Origin of the sequence: Gilliamella sp. M0364 (assembly GCF_016100565.1) — a bacterium.
GTDB lineage: Bacteria > Pseudomonadota > Gammaproteobacteria > Enterobacterales > Orbaceae > Gilliamella > Gilliamella apis.
The window spans coordinates 719,592-740,618 of sequence record NZ_JACFSF010000001.1; the positions used below are offsets into that span (position 1 = coordinate 719,592).

Genomic DNA, 21,027 nt, shown 5'->3' on the forward strand with positions numbered 1-21,027 from the left:
CTTAACATCGTAAATAAGAAGCATTATACAAAAAGGTTATGCGTATAACTATTAAAACAACAATGATTATGCATCCTTTATAAAAAAACAGTCATACAATTATTAATCATTAAAAATCTGGAAGTTAACTAATCGAAATATGATTAATTAAAAATGTAAACAACAAAGTTTTATTATCGTTGAGTTTATTATCTTATTTAGCACAAATAAAATTATCAGCTTATTTTTAGATTGGTAAAAGCGGTAGTATTTTCTATTAAGCTTATAGCAAACATTGTTAGATAAATTGCAAGGTAACTATCAATAAAGAAACTGATTAACTATTTTGCTATCTTCCTATTATTCGTTACAGTAAAACTTACGATTACTTAGAGGAAGAGGTAAAAAAACCCCCTTTCCTCAAATTTTTTAGCTTAGAAAATGCTTTTAAAATATTTTATCCATTATAAATTCAGACAACTAATAGCTTGATTAAACAAAATCTTGATTATTTATTTGTCTCTAACCAATCGATTTGGCATTTATTTTTATTTAAAATAAGAATGATTATTCCTATAACTAACCAAACACCACCGATGATTTTTGCATAATTATCAATATGTAACAATACAGGTAATAATACTACAATGCCAATAATAGGGATTAAAATATCAAATAAATTAGCTCGCCAACCATTCGAACGTTTTTTAAACTTAAAATAACCTATCACTGATACATGTAACATAATAAATGCACATAAAGCGCCAACAATAGATTAAACAATGCAGACTAATATCAGCTGGTTATTTACTTATAACTATCTGTTATAAGAAAGTTATTAAACATGATCCCTTATTTCATAAGTGTAGGACATTTTGGCTGTCTTACCTAACATAATTGAAGCACTACAATATTTTTCAGATGCAAGTTTAATCGCCTTTTCAACAGCCTCGTTATCGATATTATTACCAGTAATTACAATATGAAAATTAATTGAGGTATACACTTTTGGCGAAGAGGTGGCTTGAGTTTTATCAATGTCGATCCAAAGATCTCGAACATCCTTTTTATTATTTTTCAAAATAGCAATAATGTCGTAAGCCATACAACCTGCAGCACCATGTAACAAAAGCTCCATAGGTCTAGCACCTCGGTTTCGACCGCCATGTTCAAGACCGCCATCCATTACCAAGGAATGCCCACTTGCAGTTTCAGCTAAAAAACCAAACTCATCAATCCATTTCAAACGATCTTTCATTATTTTCCCCTTTCATCAAAAATTAACTAAACATATTTATTCATATTAATTGCTAAATAACATAAGTCTTTTTAAACGATATGTCATCTTTTGAATTATTTTTTCTGATATAAGTCATCAATAATTAACTATCTACTGGTATTTTTAGCTAGCCTCAGTACAATATTGCCATAGTACAGAACCAATACTATTTTAAATAGACTTGCCAAAAAAGTCATTATAACTAATAAATAATCAAATAATTAGTTTTATGAATTCACAATTTAAGGATAGAGTATGATTATTGAATTTATTATCTTGCTTTGTATAGGCGCATTGGCTGGATTACTGGCAGGTATGTTTGGTATTGGTGGTGGAGCGTTAATTGTACCAGCATTACTTATGCTACTCGATTATTTTGGTCATGGCGGGCAATGGATAAACCATATCGCTGTGGCTTCATCTCTAGCAACGATCATTGGTACTAGTTTATCATCAAGTTGGGTTCAAAATAAAAATCATAATATTGTCTGGTCGATCTTAAAAAAGATGGTGTTAGGTTGTATTATTGGCACTATTGGTGGCTCCTACATGACACCTTATATTCCCGGTATTTGGCTCAAATGGATTTTTATTGTTTTCCTCATCTATACAGGCAGTAAATTTATTCTAAAAACTGGAAAAGTTGCGAAAAAACAAGATAACCAATCGACATCATTACCTAACATAATCTATGTATTCATCGGCGGATTAATTGGTGTATTCGCTGCATTAGTTGGTGTAGGTGGTGGTGTGTTAGTGGTACCTTTTTTAAAGAAATGCGGAGTGGATATGCGAAAAGCAATCGGTACTTCTGCGGCATTTACCTTACCTGTTGCCCTTGGCGGTACTATTGGTTACATCATCGCTGGATGGAATATCCAAGAACTACCAAAATACAGTTTAGGGTTCGTCTATTTACCCGCAGTATTATCAATTATGTTAGCTAGCATACCAATGGCAAAAGTCGGAGTTCAAATTACTCAAAAATTACCAATAAATAAACTAATTAGATATTTTGGTATCTTCTTATTATTAATTTCAGTCAAACTTATCGTTTCTTGATTTATACTTAAAATCCCTGTTCTCAAAAATATTAATCGCTCTTATTTGGCGCGATTAATATGACTTCTCTATTTATTCTAAACAAGAATAATTTTACCTGACTCTATTTTAGTTATTCAATCTTGATTTAAGAAACAACAATTAAGATGAAGTACAGAGAGCATAAAAACTGTAGGGTTCATAAAAGTTAATGGCTGGATTGTACATATAACATCACCGCCATAAGGGTAAACGATAAACTGCTCACTTCCTGATTGATCTCTAGTCCAATACAAATAATAGTGACCTGTACCCGCACCAATGTAGTTGGTTAGGTATCCCCATTCAGTAAAAAATCCAGCATTTATTCGACGCTGGTAGTGATTACCAGTAGATGATGGTATGGCTCCGATAGCACCCTGACAGTTATCAGCACTCCATGGTCCTGAACAAACCGCATTAGTTAAGTCCTTAACTTGAGGTACACTGTAACCAATACTCCTACACCATGATAATGCTAAACTATAATTAGAACTTTTATTACCTCGATTGATGAACCATTTCTTTAATTGAAAACCATATTTAATAATTGCATTATCTAAACTATCTCTACCAACCAACTCGAATGTCTGAGGTAAAGAAGGTCTATATATAATACCAGGAGAATCTGATTGCCATTGAGCTTCGTTAGCAACAGGACCGGTAAGTATAACGCGAACAGTGGTACCGGAAGAGTTCGGCGTCATGGTAGCAGTTATTCCATCATGAGTAACCGGATCCCATCTCAATGGCCCTACACCACCAATATCTAAATCAAAATATAGATTATTAGCACCAGTTGTTGGGAAATTCAAACCATAAGATGAAGGATCCCTAGACTGCACAATAAAACATGTACTTGGATCCCACATTGAAGCCGGACCACGAAAGTCTATACCACTAATCTCAGTATCTGAACCATATCTTAATGTAGGTTTCGCAAAACAGATCTTTGGAGGAGCTTTAGGATTAATATAATAAGTCGCACTACTACCACTAAAATCACTACTTTTAGGTACACCATACTGGGTAGATAATGTACCACCATCACTACTCAATACCACTTTATAAGGTGCATTACAAATATCTAATGCGGTATTACGCGATATTTTTTGATTATTTTTATCAGTAATGGTGAGCGTTAAATTACCTGTAACTGCAATACCATTACTGCCTTGACCATCGCCATCATCATCCCCCCAATAATTATAGGGCGCTCCAATAAGTGTATTTAATGCAATTGAATTCGCATTGGTTGGTACTAACATATTAACATTAATTAATGTCTCATTTATATCCGGCAATACAATCGGATTGGTCGACGAATTATTATTTGGCGAATAAGTTCTACCATCAGATAAGCTGATACCAAGTAAATTATTCATATCAGTAACGCGAGTTTGACCACCATCGAAGGTTAAATAAGGTGCATTACCATGAATAAAATTTGTTGTACTAGCAGTCAAAGCATAGCTACTAAATGGAAGCGATAAAAAAAGTAGTACTGGAACTAAATAGAGCGGACTCGATAAAAATAAACTTAAAAATAAAGTTGGTTTTACAGGTTTGGTGTTTGGTGTTTGGTGTTAAACATTATAACGCATCGAGACAACCTCGTCAAGTAACTTCATGTTTAATTTAAACTTTTCCTATTTAAATGACTAAATTATAGTCTATCTAATCACTTTTTATGTGATTTAAAGAAGTATAATTATTAGGAAAAACTACGCAACAATTTTTTGTCTAAAAATTGTTAAGTTTTGTAAAAACAATTATTTTGATACAGAATGAATTGATATTGATTCTAAGTAATTAGGATAATCTTAAGCTATTTTAGCTTTTTAAGATTGATTATTAAAGACGGTTTAGTTTTACCAGGATTATTTAACGTTCGTTAAATTTTATTAATATAATTATACTGAAAATTAACCACTATTTGATTAACCAGTTTTTTATTAGATATTAACAAACTAGCCTTTGATATTTTCTATCCTTAATGTCCTTGATTGTAAGGGCAATTTAATAGCATAAGCCTTGAAAATTATTTTTAACAGTAAAAGAAAATATTGCAAGAACTGATTGTATTTTTACCAACAACTTGAATAGTTATTTGCTTTGATTTAACTAATTTTAAAGTTGTAAAAACCCCTCTCCTCAAATTTTGAACAGAGTTTACTGGAATTAATAAAAAAGGTCGCATTTTGCGGCCTTTAATTTTGTGATTTAACGTTATTTTATCTGGCTTGTTTAACAGCTAATCCTAATTGCCATACCGCCATAGCATAATGTGTACTATGATTATAACGAGTAATTACATAAAAATTAGGTAAACCATACCAAAATTGATAACTATCGCCCATATCTAAACGTAACAAACTAACTTCTTTATGACCTTCTAATGAACTTTTTGGCTTTAATCCTGATTGAGCTAAATGCTCAATTGAATATTTGGTACTAAAACCTGTATCAAGAGAAAGCGCTTGTCCATCAGCAATGACCGCCACTTTTTTATTGCGTTGCCAACCATGTGATTTAAAATAATTAGCCACACTACCAATCGCATCAACTGGATCCCATAAATCAATATGACCATCATGATTAAAGTCAACAGCATGATTTCTAAATGCCGATGGCATAAACTGACCATATCCCATAGCGCCGGCAAATGATCCACTCAAATCAAAGGGATCTACCCCTTCATCACGACACATAATTAAAAAGTCTTCCAACTCTTTTGCAAAATATTGTGATCGTCTTTGATAATGGAATGCTAACGTTGATAATGCATCGATTATCTTTGTTTTGCCCATTACTCGGCCCCAACCTGTCTCAACGCCAATAATACCAACAATGATTTCAGGGGGCACACCGTATTCTTTATATGCTCGTTGTAAATCTTTATCATATTTATTCCAAAAATCGACGCCTTTAGGCAAATTATTTGGTGTAATGAATTTATTTTTATACCGAATCCAAGCGCCATTCGGTACATTTGAAGAGCCTGATTTAGGTGCTTGCTTATCCATTAGACCAATTACCCAATCAAGTTTGTTTGTCTGCTCTAAAACTGTACGAAGCTGTTGACGATTAAAACCATGTTTTTTTACCATCATGGTAATAAACTTTTCTTTATCAACAGATAAAGGTGCACTAATAGGTTTCGGCTGTTCATGCTGTTTCTCTAAATAAACACCACCTTTTACATCTGAATACCCTCGATGTTTCTGCATAGGTGTTTTAGAAGAACCGCCACTAGAACAAGCAGCAAGCCATAAAATCATCATGAGACAAATAACGATACGTTGCATAAATCATCCATATTTAATTAATTAAAATAACGGCGATATATTAAATTATTTATTGTTATTTAACAATATTTTGACATTCTTTCCCTTCTGCAATTTGAGCAATATTATTTAATGTTGTATCAGAAATATTTAACAATGCTTCTTGGGTTAAAAATGCTTGATGACCAGTAAACAGCACGTTATGGCATGATGATAAGCGACGGAATACATCATCTAAAATAACATCGTTGGATTTATCTTCGAAAAAAAGATCTCGCTCGTTTTCATACACATCCATGCCTAACGCACCAATTTTAGTTTGTTTTAAAGCTTCAATGGCTGCGGTTGCATCCAATAAACCACCACGACTAGTATTAATAATCATCACACCATTTTTCATTTTATTAAATGACTCTTTATTGAGTAGATGATAATTTTCTGGTGACATCGGACAGTGTAAAGTAATCACATCGGATTTAGTATAGAGTTCATCTAATTGAACATATTGCGCACCTAATTCAACGACAATATCATTAGGATAAGGATCATAAGCTAAAATATTCATGCCAAATCCTTTTAAAATACGAATAACAGCTTGACCAATTTTACCTGTACCAATAACCCCAGCCGTACGATTATGCATATTAAAACCTGTCAATCCTTCTAAAGAAAAATTAGCATCACGTGTACGTTGATAAGCTTTATGTGTTCTACGATTTAATGTCATCATTAATGCAACAGCATGTTCGGCCACTGCCTCTGGCGAATAAGCAGGAACACGAACTACAGTAATGCCTAATTTCTTAGCTTCAGCCAGATCGACATTATCAAAACCAGCACAGCGTAAGGCTAATATTTTAATCCCATAATGAGCTAATTTTTGTAATACTCGTTTATCCACTTCATCATTTACAAACACACATACAGCATCATATCCTTCAGCAGTAACCACTGTTTTATGACTTAATTTATGCTCATAATATTCAATTTCAAATCCAAAATGCTTATTTGTGATTTCTAGATGTTCTTTGTCGTAATGTTTACTGCTAAAAACAGCAACTTTCACAGTTTTCTTCATAATGGCTACTCCCTTTAAGATAAATTGATGTATTGTTTTGATTTTAAATGATGATTGAAACACATTGTCACATGCTAATTTTGACAACATTGAATGCTGAGTTTTGATTTATTTTGATTTAATTGGCTATTTTAGCCTTGAAAACTGGGCATCAACAAATCTACATATATAGTAAAACGTTTTATGATGGCTTTAGCAATTACTTTTTTTTTTATTATGCTATGATAGCACTTCCCTAAAAACTCACCAATAATGTTATGTAATGAATAACCCGCAAAATTCTATTTTCAAAACTATTTTTAATACAAAAATGCTAATCTGCATTTTCACAGGTTTTGCGTCAGGATTGCCTTTTTATTTATTAATACAACTATTACCTGCATGGCTGGCTAGTGAAGATATCAACATAAAAACTATTGGGATTTTATCTTTAACCCAGATGCCATATATTTTCAAATTTCTCTGGGCACCATTTATGGATAATATTTCTCTATTAAAACTTGGACGACGTCGAGGTTGGATGTTTATATCACAACTAGTTTTACTCTTTTCGATTGCAATTTTAGGTATTTTGTCACCTACGTTAAATATTTGGTTAATAGCTAATATCTGTTTTATTATCGCACTCTTCTCAGCAACCCAAGATATTGCTTTAGACGCTTTTCGGCGTGAATTGTTACTCGATAATGAACTTGGATTAGGTAATAGTATTCATACTAATGCTTATCGTATTGCCGGATTAGTACCTGGTTCACTATCATTGATACTATCAAGTTATTTACCGTGGAACAGTGTTTTTCTCATTACCGCATTATTTATGTTACCAGCAATTATTATGACATTACTGGTTAAAGAACCAATCAATCAAACTCCCAAGACTCATAGTTTGGATGAAATTATTATTAAACCTTTTAGTGAATTTATTACACGCCAAGGTGTTAAAAGTGCCGTATTGATTTTAGCTTTTATCTTTTTATATAAATTAGGGGATAGCATGGCAACGTCCTTAGCTACCCCATTTTATCTAAAAATGGGCTTCAGCCGTTTTGATGTGGGTTGGATTGCTAAAAATGCATCATTATGGCCAAGTGTATTGGGAGCTCTATTTGGCGGTATATTAATGATAAAAATAGGAATTAATCGCGCTTTATGGTGTTTTGGCTTTGTCCAAGTTATCTCTATTTTAGGTTTTGCTTGGTTATCAATCGAAGGACCTTTTGATGAGATTAATACTCATCAAAAAATTTTATTAGCATTAGTAATAGGATTTGAAGCATTAGGTGTTGGCCTTGGTTCAGCTGCTTTTGTTGCCTTTATTGCTAAGACCACTAATCCATTATATACCGCAACACAGTTTGCGTTATTTACCAGTATTGCCTCTATTCCTCGAACACTTATTAATTCGACAACAGGAATTATGGTTGATTATTTAGGCTGGACAAGCTTTTTCGGTTTATGTACGATGTTAGCGATACCTGGTATGGTGTTATTATTAAAAGTAGCGCCATGGAATTTAAAATCTTAGGAGACTTTATGGACAAACTATCTCTAGCATTTGAGTTTAGACATGCTTGTAAACTGTTTGATGAATCAAAAAAAATTAATCATACAGATCTTGAAGCAATTTTAGAGGCTGGTCGTTTATCTCCTTCCTCATTTGGGATGGAGCCTTGGCATTTTGTAGTTGTCGATAATGCAGATATTAAAACTGAATTACGTGCTGCTTGTTATAACCAAGAGCAAGTTACTAGTTGCTCACACTATGTGATTATACTTTACCGTAAAGCCAATAACTTTACTTCACAAAGTCATTATTTACGTCAAGCGGTAGCAAGAACGTTACCTAATCAAAATGATCAAACCGCCATTGATATTGCTTGCCAAGATTTTATTAATTTTACTAAATTTGGCTTAGCAAATGGTTTAACGGTAAATCATTGGTCAGAAATGCAAGATTACTTAGCGGCAGCAAATATGATGACAGCAGCGGCTTATCATGGTATTGATTCTTGTGCTATTGGTGGATTTGAACATGATAAAGTCATCCAGATTTTAGAAAAACATATTCCACAGTTTAGTGGTGAAACTTTTGGCGTTGGACTCTGTTTAGCATTTGGTTATCGAGTTAATGAACAGCAACCGCATATTCGTTGGTCACTTCAAGATGTGACGACTTATTTATCATAATTAATAACAAAATCTCTTCTGTCGCCAATTGGCGGCATGAAGATCAAAGCCTAAAAACTCATTTCATCAACGTATACAGTATTTCAACATCAGTTGATAACGACTGCAAAATAAATTCAATACCAGATAAAATATTACCAATTTGCAGATCACTAATATTTTTTGCGTGGAATTTGGAGTTTTTACCCATTTTATTTCAGCTAACAGAGCGTTCACTGTTTATTGTGAGGATGTGATCATAGTATTTGCTTTTAAATAAAACTGATTTAATCTCATTATTATTTAATAAAAAATAATTTTTAAGATCTAATTGAAAACTTAAAAAATTAATATAAACAACACAAAACGTATAAAGAAAAACCTAATTAAAAAAATAAAAATACAAAGAAATAAAAAATTCAATAGCGATTCAAATTATCAATGCTACCTATCGCTATGATAACCAATTTTTTTGCACGATAATGCTTGATAATGTTAGACTTATCAACTATAAATTGCGCTAACCGTATTTAAATTAGCCAGAATATCAGAATAAAGAAGGATATTACATGAACACCAAACATGCCCGCTTATTGATACTAGGGTCAGGACCTGCTGGCTACACAGCTGCTGTTTATGCTGCACGAGCAAACTTATCACCAGTATTAATTACTGGTACACAACAAGGTGGACAACTGACTACAACCACCGAAATCGAAAACTGGCCTGCTGGCGATCCAGAACTTACCGGACCAGAATTAATGATAAAAATGCAACAACAAGCAGAACGATTTAATACAGAAATCATTTTAGATCATATTGATCGTGTTGACTTTAGCCAAAAACCATTCAAACTTTTTGGTAGTGATACCGAATATAGTTGTGATGCATTAATCATAGCTACAGGCGCGTCAGCACAATATCTTGGTTTACCATCGGAAGAAGCGTTTAAAAGTAAAGGTGTGTCAGCTTGTGCTACTTGTGACGGTTTTTTCTATCGTAACCAAAAAGTTGCTGTCGTCGGTGGGGGTAATACTGCTGTTGAAGAAACCCTCTATTTAGCCAATATCGCTAGCGAAGTTCATTTGATCCATCGTCGTGATAGTTTTAGGGCTGAAAAAATATTAATGAACCGTTTAGCTGAAAAAGTGCAAGAAGGTAAAGTTATATTGCATACTCATCAAATTATTGATGAAATTCTAGGTGATAATATGGGCGTGACAGGTGTTAGAATTCGTAGTAGCCAAGATCCCAATATTTGCGAAGAAATTAATGTAATGGGCGTTTTTATTGCTATAGGCCACAAACCTAATACTGCTATTTTTGACGGCCAACTTGAACTAAATAATGGTTATATAAAAGTGCAATCAGGCACTCAAGGTAATGCAACTCAAACTAGCATTGAGGGTATTTTTGCTGCCGGTGATGTTATGGATCATATTTATCGACAAGCAATTACATCGGCGGGAACGGGATGTATGGCAGCGTTAGATGCTGAACATTATTTAGATAATTTAAAATAGAATCAGCTAAATAATATGTCTTTAGATAAACAACGCCAAACTTATTTACTTAACTGGTTAAAACAACACACCAAAATACACAAGTCAGATTTACGTGCTTCGGTTTTGACTGGATTTATGTTAAGTATTTTAATGATTGCTCAAGCAGCTTTTTTGGCGATTATTTTACAAAGATTAATTATTGAACAACAGTCTTTTTTGACGGTCATTCCTTATTTTTTATCTTTAATTATCATTTTACTGGCTCGAGGATCGTTAATTTATCTTCGTGAAAAGATTAACTTTGCTTTAGGGCAAAAGATCCGTAAGCAAATTAGACAAAAATTAATCGATCAGTTTGAATTGTTTGGTCCAGCTTATTTAAATCAAAGCACTACCGGAGCATGGAGTACGTTAGTTATTGAACAAGTCGATAATTTACATGACTTTTTTGCTCGTTATTTACCGCAAATGCGTTTAGCCAGCATGGTACCAATATTAATTTGTATTGCTATCTTCCCTTTCAACTGGGCTGCAGCCATTATTTTGCTTTGCACCGCCCCCCTGATCCCTATTTTTATGATTTTAGTAGGAATGGGAGCAGCTGATATTAATCGACGCCATTTTAAAGCGTTAGCTTATTTAAGTGGCCATTTCTTAGATCGATTAAAAGGACTTAACACCATTCGTTTATTCAATCAAGGTGAACAACAAACGGAAGAAATCGCTCGAGCATCTGAAGATTTCCGAGTTAAAACCATGCAAGTGTTAAAAATGGCCTTTTTATCCTCTGCTGTGTTAGAGTTTTTTACCTCAATTTCAATTGCTATAGTGGCAGTCTATTTTGGTTTTTCATATTTAGGCGAATTTGATTTTGGTGCCTATAATGGAACTGTTACTTTATTTGCTGGTTTTTTTGCATTAATTTTAGCACCTGAGTATTTTCAACCCTTACGAGATCTCGGAGTCTATTATCATGCTAAAGCCGAAGCTATTGCTGCTGCTGATAATATCGAAACTTTTTTAAATAAAAATTTACCGCAACAAGTTGATAACGCTCAGCCAAAAAATAACTTGAACCAATTGCAAGCAAACAATTATCTAGATATTGGAGTTTTAAAAACAATTGAAGCCAAAGATCTGATCGTACTATCCAATGAAGCTCTGCCAATTGTTGGGCCACTTAGCTTTTCATTACATGCGCCCTTTAAACTAGCCTTAATTGGCACTAGTGGTGAAGGAAAAAGCTCGCTCATGCAAGTATTACTTGGATTTTTGCCTTATCAAGGTTCACTCAAAATTAATGGTATTGAATTTAATCATTTAGATTTAAAGAGTTGGCAACAACAAATCAGTTGGCTTGGCCAAAATCCTTATCTCATTAACGGTTCGATTCGTGAAAATATTCTACTTGGTAAACCCACAGCAACCACTAATGAGCTTAATGAAGTGATAGCCAAAGCACAATTATCTGATGTTATCGCTAAACTGCCTGAAGGAGTGGAGACACAGGTCGGTGAAGATGCGGTACGATTATCAGTAGGACAAGCCCAACGTGTAGCGCTGGCCAGAGCAATGCTAAAACCTTGCCAATTACTAATCCTAGATGAACCAACCGCAAGTTTAGATAAACAGACAGTAGAATTGTTAGCACCATATGATATTGCCACTAACAGTATTACCATAACTCATCAACATGATGATATGCATGATTTTGAGCTAGTTTGGAAACTGTCAAAAGGACAAATTAACGCCATTAAGGAGAGTTTATGCTAACGCTATTACGCCCTTATATTGCACTTTATAAGCACTACTTTTGGCAAATTGTTATTGGACTTGGTTTATCTATTCTTACGCTATTAGCCAGTATCTTTTTGCTCTCATTATCGGGATGGTTTTTAGCCTCTACAGCCGTTGTTAGTGTTGCCGGTTTATATACCTTTAATTACATGTTACCTGCAGCTGGTGTACGAGCAGCAGCAATTACCCGAACAGCATCACGCTATGTAGAGCGTTTAGTTGATCATAACACTACTTTTAAAATTTTAGCTTATTTAAGAACGTTAGCATTTAGAAAGATTTTACCACTCAGTGCTAACCAATTAGCTCAATATCAAAAAGCTGATTTACTTAACCGTTTTATTGTCGATATTGATGCACTTGATCATCTATATTTAAAACTATTTTCACCGATTGTTACAGCATTAGTCATAATTTTGTTGCTGTTTGTCGGACTAAGTTATATCAATTTACCCATTGCCTTAATCATTACTATCGTATTAACAATTACCTTACTCGCTATACCTGTCATTTTTTATCATGCAGGCAAACAGTTAGGAGAAACATTAGCTAAACAACAAAGTGAATATCGGGCGTTATTAATTAATTATTTACAAGGTCAAGCTGAACTAACGTTATTTAATGCGCAACATCGTTACCGTACAAAACTAGATAAACTTGAATCAGACTGGCTTTTTCATCAACAACGTCAATCAACATTAATGGCACTATCAAGTGCACTCGTCGTGTTGATTGCTGGTTTTTTAACTTTATTGGTGTTGTGGTTGATTACTCAATACACATTATCACCTTTAGTTGCCTTATTTGTTTTTGTTTGCTTGGCTAGTAGTGAAATTTTAGCGCCCATTCCAGGAGCATTTATCTTTTTAGGGCAGGTATTAACATCCGCAACACGCACAACAGTCTTATTTAACCAAACACCTGATATCAAATTTATTGAACAAGGCAAAACTATTGATTTATCTATTGCTAAACTACAATTCGATGACATTAGTTTTAGTTATCCTAATCAACCTTTTGCTATTTTAAGTCACTTTTCATTAACTATTAATTCCGGTCAACATGTTGGTTTAATAGGTAAAACTGGCTGTGGCAAATCAACACTGCTTAATTTAGTTACACGCACATGGGAAGCAAATTCCGGCAAAATTTTGATCAATGATATTCCGGTTGATCAACTCGATGAAACCACACTTAGACAAATCATTGCGGTTGTACCTCAGGTTATTACTATTTTTAGTGATACACTTAAACAAAATTTGCTAATTGGTAATCAACAGGCATCTGACCAACAGTTGATCGATGTATTACATCAAGTTGAACTATCAAAATTATTAGCGAACGATCAAGGTTTAAATTTACCATTAGGACAAGGTGGGCGCGCTCTATCAGGCGGCGAAATTCGTCGTATCGGTATTGCTCGAGCATTATTACATAATTCACCACTGATCCTAATGGACGAACCAACTGAAAGTCTTGACCAACAAACCGAACATCAGATCATCGAGCTGATTAAACAAACCTGTAAAAATAAAACATTACTAATGGTCACCCATAGATTAACCAATAATCCGTTGTTTGATCGAATTATAAACTTATAATTTTTGCATTATATATGTAAAATATCGTTATACTCATAGTTCAAACTCTAATCCACAATTTTTTATATTAAATATAACTTGATTAATTTATCGAGTGATATTTAATATAATGCCTATATTTAAAAAATATTGAGTATTGTAATGTGCTTTTTTAGCATTTCTAAACAAATATTAGTTCATTAGCCATATTTTAGTTAATAACTATCCTATAATTGCTTACCCACATTTTGTTAATATTTTCTTATTGCTTAAAAAAATAGGTACCAAGTTTAAGGAGTAACACAAAGAACATGACCACCATCACCAAAATGTTTGACAGCGTAGTTACGGATAAATCCATTTGTCTGGCTCGCAACATACGGTTTTTTCTTATACTCATCGTTTTGCCAAAAATTATAAATATCTGGAAACTCAGCACCACTATACCTTTGCATAGTGCCCCACTCTGTAAAAAAACCTGCACCAATGTGGCGCTGAAAATAATTACCTGACGACAAAGGTGTGGCACTTTCGACGCCTTCATATTTTGCATTGGTCAAGTCTTTAATTTTAGTTGCACGATAACCAATCTTATCGCACCATTCTATTTGAGGCGTAAAATCACCTAATACCTGTCCTCGAAGGATAAACCACTTTTGTAATTGAAAACCATACTTCACAACAACATCATTATTGTGAATATCTTTACCTTTACCTATTAACTCAAAAGTTTGAGGTAATGTTGGCTTTTTCACATGGGAAGGAGAGTCTGACTTCCGTTGTCGATTATCCGCAATATAACCTTTTATTTTGACCCGAACAACACTTGTATCTGGTTTTTTAGGATCATACCCCACATCAATAGTAATACCTCCTTTACCATCATTAGGGACGGCAGACCAACTCAAAGGTTCATGACTGCCACTAATAATTAAATCAAAATATAAACCATTTGCTCCAGTAGTTGGAAAATTTTTGTCATAAGATGATGGAGTAGTTGATTGGACTAAAAATCCCTTTTCAGGATCCCACATTGAATCAGGACCAGCAAACTCATTTTTACTTCTATCCATATTGGGTTTAGCAAAGCAAACCTTTGGTATGACCTTAGGATTAATATAATAGGTCGCACTATTGCCAATAAAATCACTACTATTGGGAACACCATAACTTGTACTCAAAGTTCCTGAAGTACTACTTAATGTCACTTTATAAGGAGCTTTACAGAGATCTAACGTTTCATTGCGGGACACGTCCTTATTATCTTTATCAGTAATTTTCAGATCTAAATTACCTGTAATAGTAATGCCAAGATTATCCTGCCCATCACCATCATCATCACGCCAATAGTTATAAGGCGCACCAATAACCGTACTTAATGGGATTGAATTAGTATTGGTTGGTACAAACATCTCAATATCAGCGAAGCTTTCACCCAAATTAGCTAATTCAATAGGATTAGTCGCCGTTGAATTATTCGATTCCCTTGTAAATAATCTTCCATCAGATAAACGGATATCTAATAAATGATTGGTATCAGTAACTTTAGTTTGTCCTTCATCAAATGTTAAATAGGGTGCACTACCATGAATAACATTAGTTGTATAAGACGATAATGCATAACTACTTGATGAAAATAATAAAACTGAGATAGTCACTAAAACTAAAAAAAATGGTGAAAATAAAAATGAGCTTAAAAATTGAGGAAAAAATAAACTACTAGAAAAAACTAAGCGTTGATTGCAATAACGAGATGATTTTAAAGTATAAGTTGGGCAGGTTTGGTGTTTGGTGTTTGGTGTTTAATATTATAGCTCATAACGACAACCTTGTCAAGTAATCCCATGTTTTATTTAACTTTTTTAAGTTTGTTCGAACAAATTGCAGCCGATTATTGTACTTAAAATCCGCTAAAAGTATAGTGACTGAAAATAATCTATGCAACTTCTTTTAAAGTCTAAATTGTTAACTTTTGTAAATATTATTAGTGAGATAAGCTGTTAACGCTCTGTTTAAACCCTTCACTTCTCCTCAAATTCTTGAGTTTAAAAAGTACGCTCTTCAAAGATATGCTATGCAGGCAATCTACATTCGATGCCTGATTTGTTAAAGGTTAAACGCAACTTATTGTATTTATATGTTTATTGATAGGTACAATTTGTTGCGTTGTATTTGCCAGATTATCAATCATTAACTTTATAGAATTAATCTCCACGACATATCGCTCTTTTGTTAAAAATAGCAATATTAATAATATTAGAATTTCCTTGATTTTTGCCGCCCATATGGAATACAACCTGACCATTTTGTCTCAAACCAAGCGGATAAAAACGTGTAACACCAAGACTATTATAAGCCGTTTTAGAAGCGGTCCATATCTCGTTTGCAAAAAGAGAGTTATAATTACCCAATACCCCCCATTCGCCCATAAAACTGCCTACTCCTCGTATAAAATTTGGATTCCAATCACTATTTCCTTTATATTCTTCTAGTGTATATAGCAATCCCCTACGAAAATTGTCATCTAAAGCTTCATCTCTTGTTGTTTTATATCTTATGAGCGATGAGTGGTCATCGTTACGACAATAATCTAATGTTTTATAAGTTGTTTTGGGAATATGCTCCCAATGTCCACCACGATCTCCACCTCCACGCCAAACATCTCGATCTCCGGGATCGCTAATATCGTCTGATAACTGGTTAGTAAATTCAAGAAGGTTTTGATTTATTTTCGCTGGCCATTTACTCGGTACCGGGATCGTAAAACTATCCATCCAAATCCAATCTCGACCATTAAAGTACTCCATGGTTATTACCGGCGTACCATTTTGAATAAATTGCCATTTTTTTTCTGCCGCATAATTAACCGTGCAGTTTGCACCATAACCATTGATGGTCGATAACCATATTTTGCCACCCCCATTATGTGAATAACAGCGATAACGACTTTGGTCTGCACCTGCACCTATTAACGTAAATGCCGCATTTTGAAAACCCGTGGTCGGGAAGCCACTCCAGCGTGAAAAGCCCCAAAAGTTATGAAATACATTTCCGTCATAACCACCATAATTACCCATATCATTTGGTCTTAAATAGCAGATACTGGGATTATGGGGAATGACGGTATATTCTACCCAACTATTACCATAATAACGATTATTCGGTACACCATAAGGGGTATTAGCTTTGATATCCCTAACCTCTACTCTTAATTTATAGGGCCCACCACAGCTCCATAATTCATTACCTAACCTATCATTCGGAATTTTTGCACCATTTTCATACCATGTCGCTTTTAGATAACCTGATATATATCCCCCCGCTTCATCACCATCTGCATCACCTATACTAAGATAAGGGATATGATGAGCATTACCATCACTGATGACACTATGGGACAAGACTTGATTAAAATGCATACCTGGCGGTGCTTTTATGGCAACCCCGGCATCCCAGGCGCTTATCCAATTATAACCACCTTGACCATTAGGAAAATTCAAACCTATTATTTGACGTAAATCAGTTAAAGGGTTAAAACCATCACCTAATATAATATAGGGAGAATTCCCGGTAATAACTTTGACGGTACTGGCTCTTAGGGATGTTAGTGCATAACTACTTGATGAAAAGAATAAAACTAAAGTAACGGCGAAAACGCTAAAAAGCGGCGAGAATAAAAATAACCTTAAAAATCGAGGAAAAAATAAATTATTAGAAAAGACTAAACGTTGATTGCAATAACGAGATGAATTTAAAGTATAAGTTGGGCAGGTTTGGTGTTTGGTGTTTGGTGTTTAAAATTATAGTTCATAACAACAGCCTTGTCAAGTAATTCCATGTTTTATTTGGCTTTTTTAAGTTAATTTGACTAAATAACAGCCTATTATTGCGCTAAAAATCATCTAAAAGTATAGTGATTGAAAATAATCTATGCAACTGATTTTAGAATCTAAATTGTTAACTTTTGTAAATATTATTAGTCAGATAAGCTGTTAACGCACTGTTTTAACCTTTTTAAAACTCCTTTCCGCAAATTTTTGAGGTTAAAAAGTGCGTTCTTCAAAGATATGCTATGCAGTTAATTCTACCTTCGATACCTGATTTATTAAAGGCAGAACGCAACTGATTGTATTTATACATTTATTGATAGGTACAATTTGTTGCGTTATATTTGCTAGATTATCAATGGTAACATCATAGGATTAATCTCCACGACATATTGAATTGGCTGAAATTGTCACTCCATTACGGTTTATACTTGGTGTAATAGCATATCCATCTACTCGAACATAAAAAGGCTTGTAAGCATCATTTCTATCTGCTGTCCATATCTTATCTCCCCAAAGTGAATTATAACTGTTCAATGCCCCCCATTCGCCCATAAAATTACCTAAACCACGAACAAAACCTCGTGTATTATTATTACCTTTAAGCTCTACAAGCGTATATAGCAATCCCCTGCGAAAATTGTCATCCACCGCTTCCGCTGTTTGGGTTCGGCGTTTTACATTGTTACTATTTCTGCCACTACAATAATCCAATATGTAATAAATTGTTTTAGGAACATGTACCCATTTTCCATGTTCAGCACCTCCATCCCAAACATTTCGATCTCCAGGCTCGTGCATACCGTCAAGAATCACTTGATTGGTAAAATTACTCTCATTGCCCATTTTTGATGGCCATTTACTCGGTACCGGTATGGTAAAACTATCCATCCAAATCCAATCTCGACCGTTAAAGTATTCCATGGTTATTACCGGCGTACCATTTTGAATAAATTGCCATTTTTTTTCTGCCGCATAATTAACCGTGCAGTTTGCACCATAACCATTGATGGTCGATAACCATATTTTGCCACCCCCATTATGTGAATAACAGCGATAACGACTTTGGTCTGCACCTGCACCTATTAACGTAAATGCCGCATTTTGAAAACCCGTGGTCGGAAAGCCACTCCAACGAGAAAAGCCCCAAAAGTTATGAAATACATTTCCGTCATAACCACCATAATTACCCATATCATTTGGTCTTAAATAGCAGATACTGGGATTATGGGGAATGACGGTATATTCCACCCAACTATTACCATAATAACGATTATTCGGCACACCATAAGGGGTATTAGCTTGGATATCCCAAACCTCTACTCTTAATTTATAAGGCCCACCACAACCCCATAATTCATTACCTAACCTATCATACGGAATTTGTACGCCATTTTCATACCATGTTGCTTTTAGATAACCTGACACATATCCCCCCCCTTCATCACCATCTGCATCACCTATAGTAAGATAAGGGATATGATGAGCATTACCATCACTGATGACACTATGGGACAAGACTTGATTAAAATGCATACCGGGCGGTGCTTTTATGGCAACCCCGGCATCCCAGGCGCTTATCCAATTATAACCACCTTGACCATTAGGAAAATTCAAACCTATTATTTGACGTAAATCAGTTAAAGGGTTAAAACCATCACCTAATATAATATAGGGAGAATTGCCGGCAATAACTTTGACGGTACTGGCTCTTAGGGATGTTAGTGCATAACTACTTGATGAAAAGAATAAAACTAAAGTAACGGCGAAAACGCTAAAAAGCGGCGAGAATAAAAATAACCTTAAAAATCGAGAAAAAAATAAACTACTATAAAAGACTAAACGTTGATTGTAATAACGAGATGATTTTAAAGTATAAGTTGGGCAGGTTTGGTGTTTGGTGTTTGGTGTTTAACATTATAGTTCATAACAACAGCCTTGTCAAGTAATTCCATGTTTTATTTGGCTTTTTTAAGTTAATTTGACTAAATAACAGCCTATTATTGCGCTAAAAATCATCTAAAAGTATAGTGACTGAAAATAATCTATGCAACTGATTTTAGAATCTAAATTGTTAATTTATGTAAAGATATCTCATATTTATGAATTGTGACTATTTAATACACCCCATACCATCTATAGATGATATAGGGTGTATTAAATACAAAGCAATAACGACCATTTTTTATTTAACTGTATTATTTATCGTTTTTAGCAAGCTAATCAGAGATTAATCATTAAGGTGTAACACAGACGGCATAAGTTTTTTTGCTAAAACTTCTATAATGAATGTCTCCATCATCAGGAAAAACCACAAATATACCAGTATAAACCCCATTCGTTTTTGTGTCGTCTGTCCAATAATAGTCATTAAAAAAGTTAGCTCCATCATATTTAATCATATATCCCCACTCCGAAAAAAAACCTGCATTAATTATACGTTGATAATAATTATTAGGTGACAATGGCGTCGCACCGACAGCACCTACACAACGATCATCAGCATTTTTTCCTTGACAAGAAGCATTAGTTAAATCTTTTACTTGTGCAAGACGATAGCCAATTTTTTTGCACCACGAACGTTGGTCACCATTTTTAGCTTTTACATTTCCTCGGTTGATAAACCACTTTTTTACCTGAAAACCATACTTCACCACATCATTATCATCACTATCTTTACCTATTAACTCAAATGTCTGAGGCAATGATGGAACAAGTATCTTTTCATCTATAGCAAAGGGACCCGTTAAGGTGACCCGAACAACACTGGTATCTGATTCATTTAAATACTTCACATCAGCACTAATACCGCTACCGCTATTAGTAACAGACCAACTCAAAGGTTCATAACTACCACCAATACTTAAATCAAAATATAAACCATTTGCTCCAGTAGTTGGAAAATTTCGTGCATAAGATGATGGAGTAGTTGATTGGACTAGAAATCCCCTTTCAGGATCCCATATCGATTTAGGTCCAGCATATATGCCTGTACCAGACTTTAGCTCTGGTTTAGCAAAACAGATCGTTGGCATAGCTTTAGGGCTAATGTAATATGTAGCATTACTAGCGCTAAAAGTGCTACGATTAGGAACGCCATACTGAGTATTTAATAAGCCATCAGTACTTGTTATTGTGACTTTATATGGTGCTTCGCAAATATTTAGTACATGATTACGTGCTACTACTTGATTTTTATTATCAACAATAGTTAAAGTTAAATTACCAGTAGCTGAAATACCATTACTCCCCTGACCATCGCCATCATCATCGCGCCAATAGTTATAAGGCGCGCCAATAAGTGTATTTAATCGGATTGAATTAGTATTGGTTGGTATAAACATCTTTATATCAGCGAAGCTTTCACCCAAATTAGTTAATACAATAGGATTAGTCGCCGTTGAATTATTTGATTCATTTGTAAATAATCGCCCATCAGATAAACGGAT

At 34.2% G+C, this 21,027-nt stretch carries 16 protein-coding genes; 6 read left to right on the top strand and 10 right to left on the bottom strand.

What is annotated here, in order from left to right; genetic code table 11:
- Positions 1 to 487: 487 nt before the first annotated feature.
- Complete coding sequence (locus tag H3U96_RS03295; protein ID WP_086360800.1) at positions 488 to 724, bottom strand: hypothetical protein; 237 nt, start codon at positions 722 to 724, stop codon at positions 488 to 490.
- 93 nt (positions 725 to 817) lie between these two features.
- Positions 818 to 1,237: an OsmC family protein gene (locus tag H3U96_RS03300; protein WP_034902772.1), complete on the bottom strand. Its 420-nt coding sequence runs from the start codon at positions 1,235 to 1,237 to the stop codon at positions 818 to 820.
- Positions 1,238 to 1,513: 276 nt separating this feature from the next.
- Here H3U96_RS03300 and H3U96_RS03305 point away from each other — a divergent pair, with 276 nt between their 5' ends.
- Positions 1,514 to 2,320: a sulfite exporter TauE/SafE family protein gene (locus H3U96_RS03305; RefSeq protein ID WP_086360801.1), complete on the top strand. Its 807-nt coding sequence runs from the start codon at positions 1,514 to 1,516 to the stop codon at positions 2,318 to 2,320.
- 116 nt (positions 2,321 to 2,436) lie between these two features.
- On the opposite strand, the gene H3U96_RS03310 is transcribed toward H3U96_RS03305, so the two are convergent.
- From H3U96_RS03310 to H3U96_RS03320, 3 genes are all read right to left on the bottom strand, one after another.
- A complete protein-coding gene (locus tag H3U96_RS03310; protein WP_086360802.1) occupies positions 2,437 to 3,804 on the bottom strand; it encodes a hypothetical protein in 1,368 nt (455 codons plus the stop codon).
- 768 nt (positions 3,805 to 4,572) lie between these two features.
- The gene (gene mltB, locus H3U96_RS03315; protein ID WP_086360803.1) at positions 4,573 to 5,646 is read right to left on the bottom strand and encodes a lytic murein transglycosylase B; all 1,074 of its coding nucleotides are present in this window, start codon (positions 5,644 to 5,646) and stop codon (positions 4,573 to 4,575) included.
- A gap of 55 nt (positions 5,647 to 5,701) precedes the next feature.
- Entirely contained in the window at positions 5,702 to 6,691 is a 990-nt protein-coding gene (locus H3U96_RS03320; RefSeq protein WP_065579384.1) for a 2-hydroxyacid dehydrogenase, read from the bottom strand.
- 274 nt (positions 6,692 to 6,965) lie between these two features.
- On the opposite strand from H3U96_RS03320, the gene H3U96_RS03325 reads away from it, so the two are divergent.
- Both H3U96_RS03325 and H3U96_RS03330 read left to right on the top strand, forming a co-directional pair.
- On the top strand, positions 6,966 to 8,228 hold the full coding sequence (locus H3U96_RS03325) for an AmpG family muropeptide MFS transporter (RefSeq protein ID WP_034902784.1): 1,263 nt from the start codon (positions 6,966 to 6,968) through the stop codon (positions 8,226 to 8,228).
- Positions 8,229 to 8,236: 8 nt separating this feature from the next.
- Complete coding sequence (locus H3U96_RS03330) at positions 8,237 to 8,890, top strand: NAD(P)H-dependent oxidoreductase (protein ID WP_034902787.1); 654 nt, start codon at positions 8,237 to 8,239, stop codon at positions 8,888 to 8,890.
- 58 nt (positions 8,891 to 8,948) lie between these two features.
- Here H3U96_RS03330 and H3U96_RS11315 read toward each other — a convergent pair whose 3' ends face one another.
- A complete protein-coding gene (locus H3U96_RS11315; RefSeq protein WP_255545798.1) occupies positions 8,949 to 9,080 on the bottom strand; it encodes a hypothetical protein in 132 nt (43 codons plus the stop codon).
- Between the two features lie 358 nt (positions 9,081 to 9,438).
- Here H3U96_RS11315 and trxB point away from each other — a divergent pair, with 358 nt between their 5' ends.
- Genes trxB through cydC form a run of 3 tightly spaced genes read left to right on the top strand, consistent with a single transcriptional unit; the run spans position 9,439 to position 13,772 of the window.
- Positions 9,439 to 10,392, top strand: coding sequence for a thioredoxin-disulfide reductase (gene trxB / locus H3U96_RS03335; protein ID WP_034902790.1), 954 nt, complete (start codon positions 9,439 to 9,441; stop codon positions 10,390 to 10,392).
- Between the two features lie 15 nt (positions 10,393 to 10,407).
- Positions 10,408 to 12,147 (top strand): cysteine/glutathione ABC transporter permease/ATP-binding protein CydD, encoded by a 1,740-nt coding sequence (gene cydD / locus H3U96_RS03340; protein ID WP_198195573.1) that lies wholly within the window; start codon positions 10,408 to 10,410, stop codon positions 12,145 to 12,147.
- Entirely contained in the window at positions 12,141 to 13,772 is a 1,632-nt protein-coding gene (cydC, locus tag H3U96_RS03345; RefSeq protein WP_198195581.1) for a cysteine/glutathione ABC transporter ATP-binding protein/permease CydC, read from the top strand. The genes cydD and cydC overlap by 7 nt, the downstream gene beginning before the upstream one ends.
- 269 nt (positions 13,773 to 14,041) lie before the next feature.
- On the opposite strand, the gene H3U96_RS03350 is transcribed toward cydC, so the two are convergent.
- From H3U96_RS03350 to H3U96_RS03365, 4 genes are all read right to left on the bottom strand, one after another.
- A complete protein-coding gene (locus H3U96_RS03350) occupies positions 14,042 to 15,409 on the bottom strand; it encodes a hypothetical protein (protein WP_198195584.1) in 1,368 nt (455 codons plus the stop codon).
- A gap of 546 nt (positions 15,410 to 15,955) precedes the next feature.
- A complete protein-coding gene (locus H3U96_RS03355) occupies positions 15,956 to 17,251 on the bottom strand; it encodes a hypothetical protein (protein ID WP_086360584.1) in 1,296 nt (431 codons plus the stop codon).
- A 702-nt stretch (positions 17,252 to 17,953) separates the two neighbouring features.
- Positions 17,954 to 19,195 carry a hypothetical protein gene (locus tag H3U96_RS03360; protein ID WP_065578638.1) on the bottom strand — a complete coding sequence of 414 codons (1,242 nt, stop codon included), beginning with the start codon at positions 19,193 to 19,195 and terminating at the stop codon, positions 17,954 to 17,956.
- Positions 19,196 to 19,815: 620 nt separating this feature from the next.
- Complete coding sequence (locus H3U96_RS03365) at positions 19,816 to 20,922, bottom strand: hypothetical protein (RefSeq protein ID WP_065578637.1); 1,107 nt, start codon at positions 20,920 to 20,922, stop codon at positions 19,816 to 19,818.
- Positions 20,923 to 21,027 lie beyond the last annotated feature (105 nt).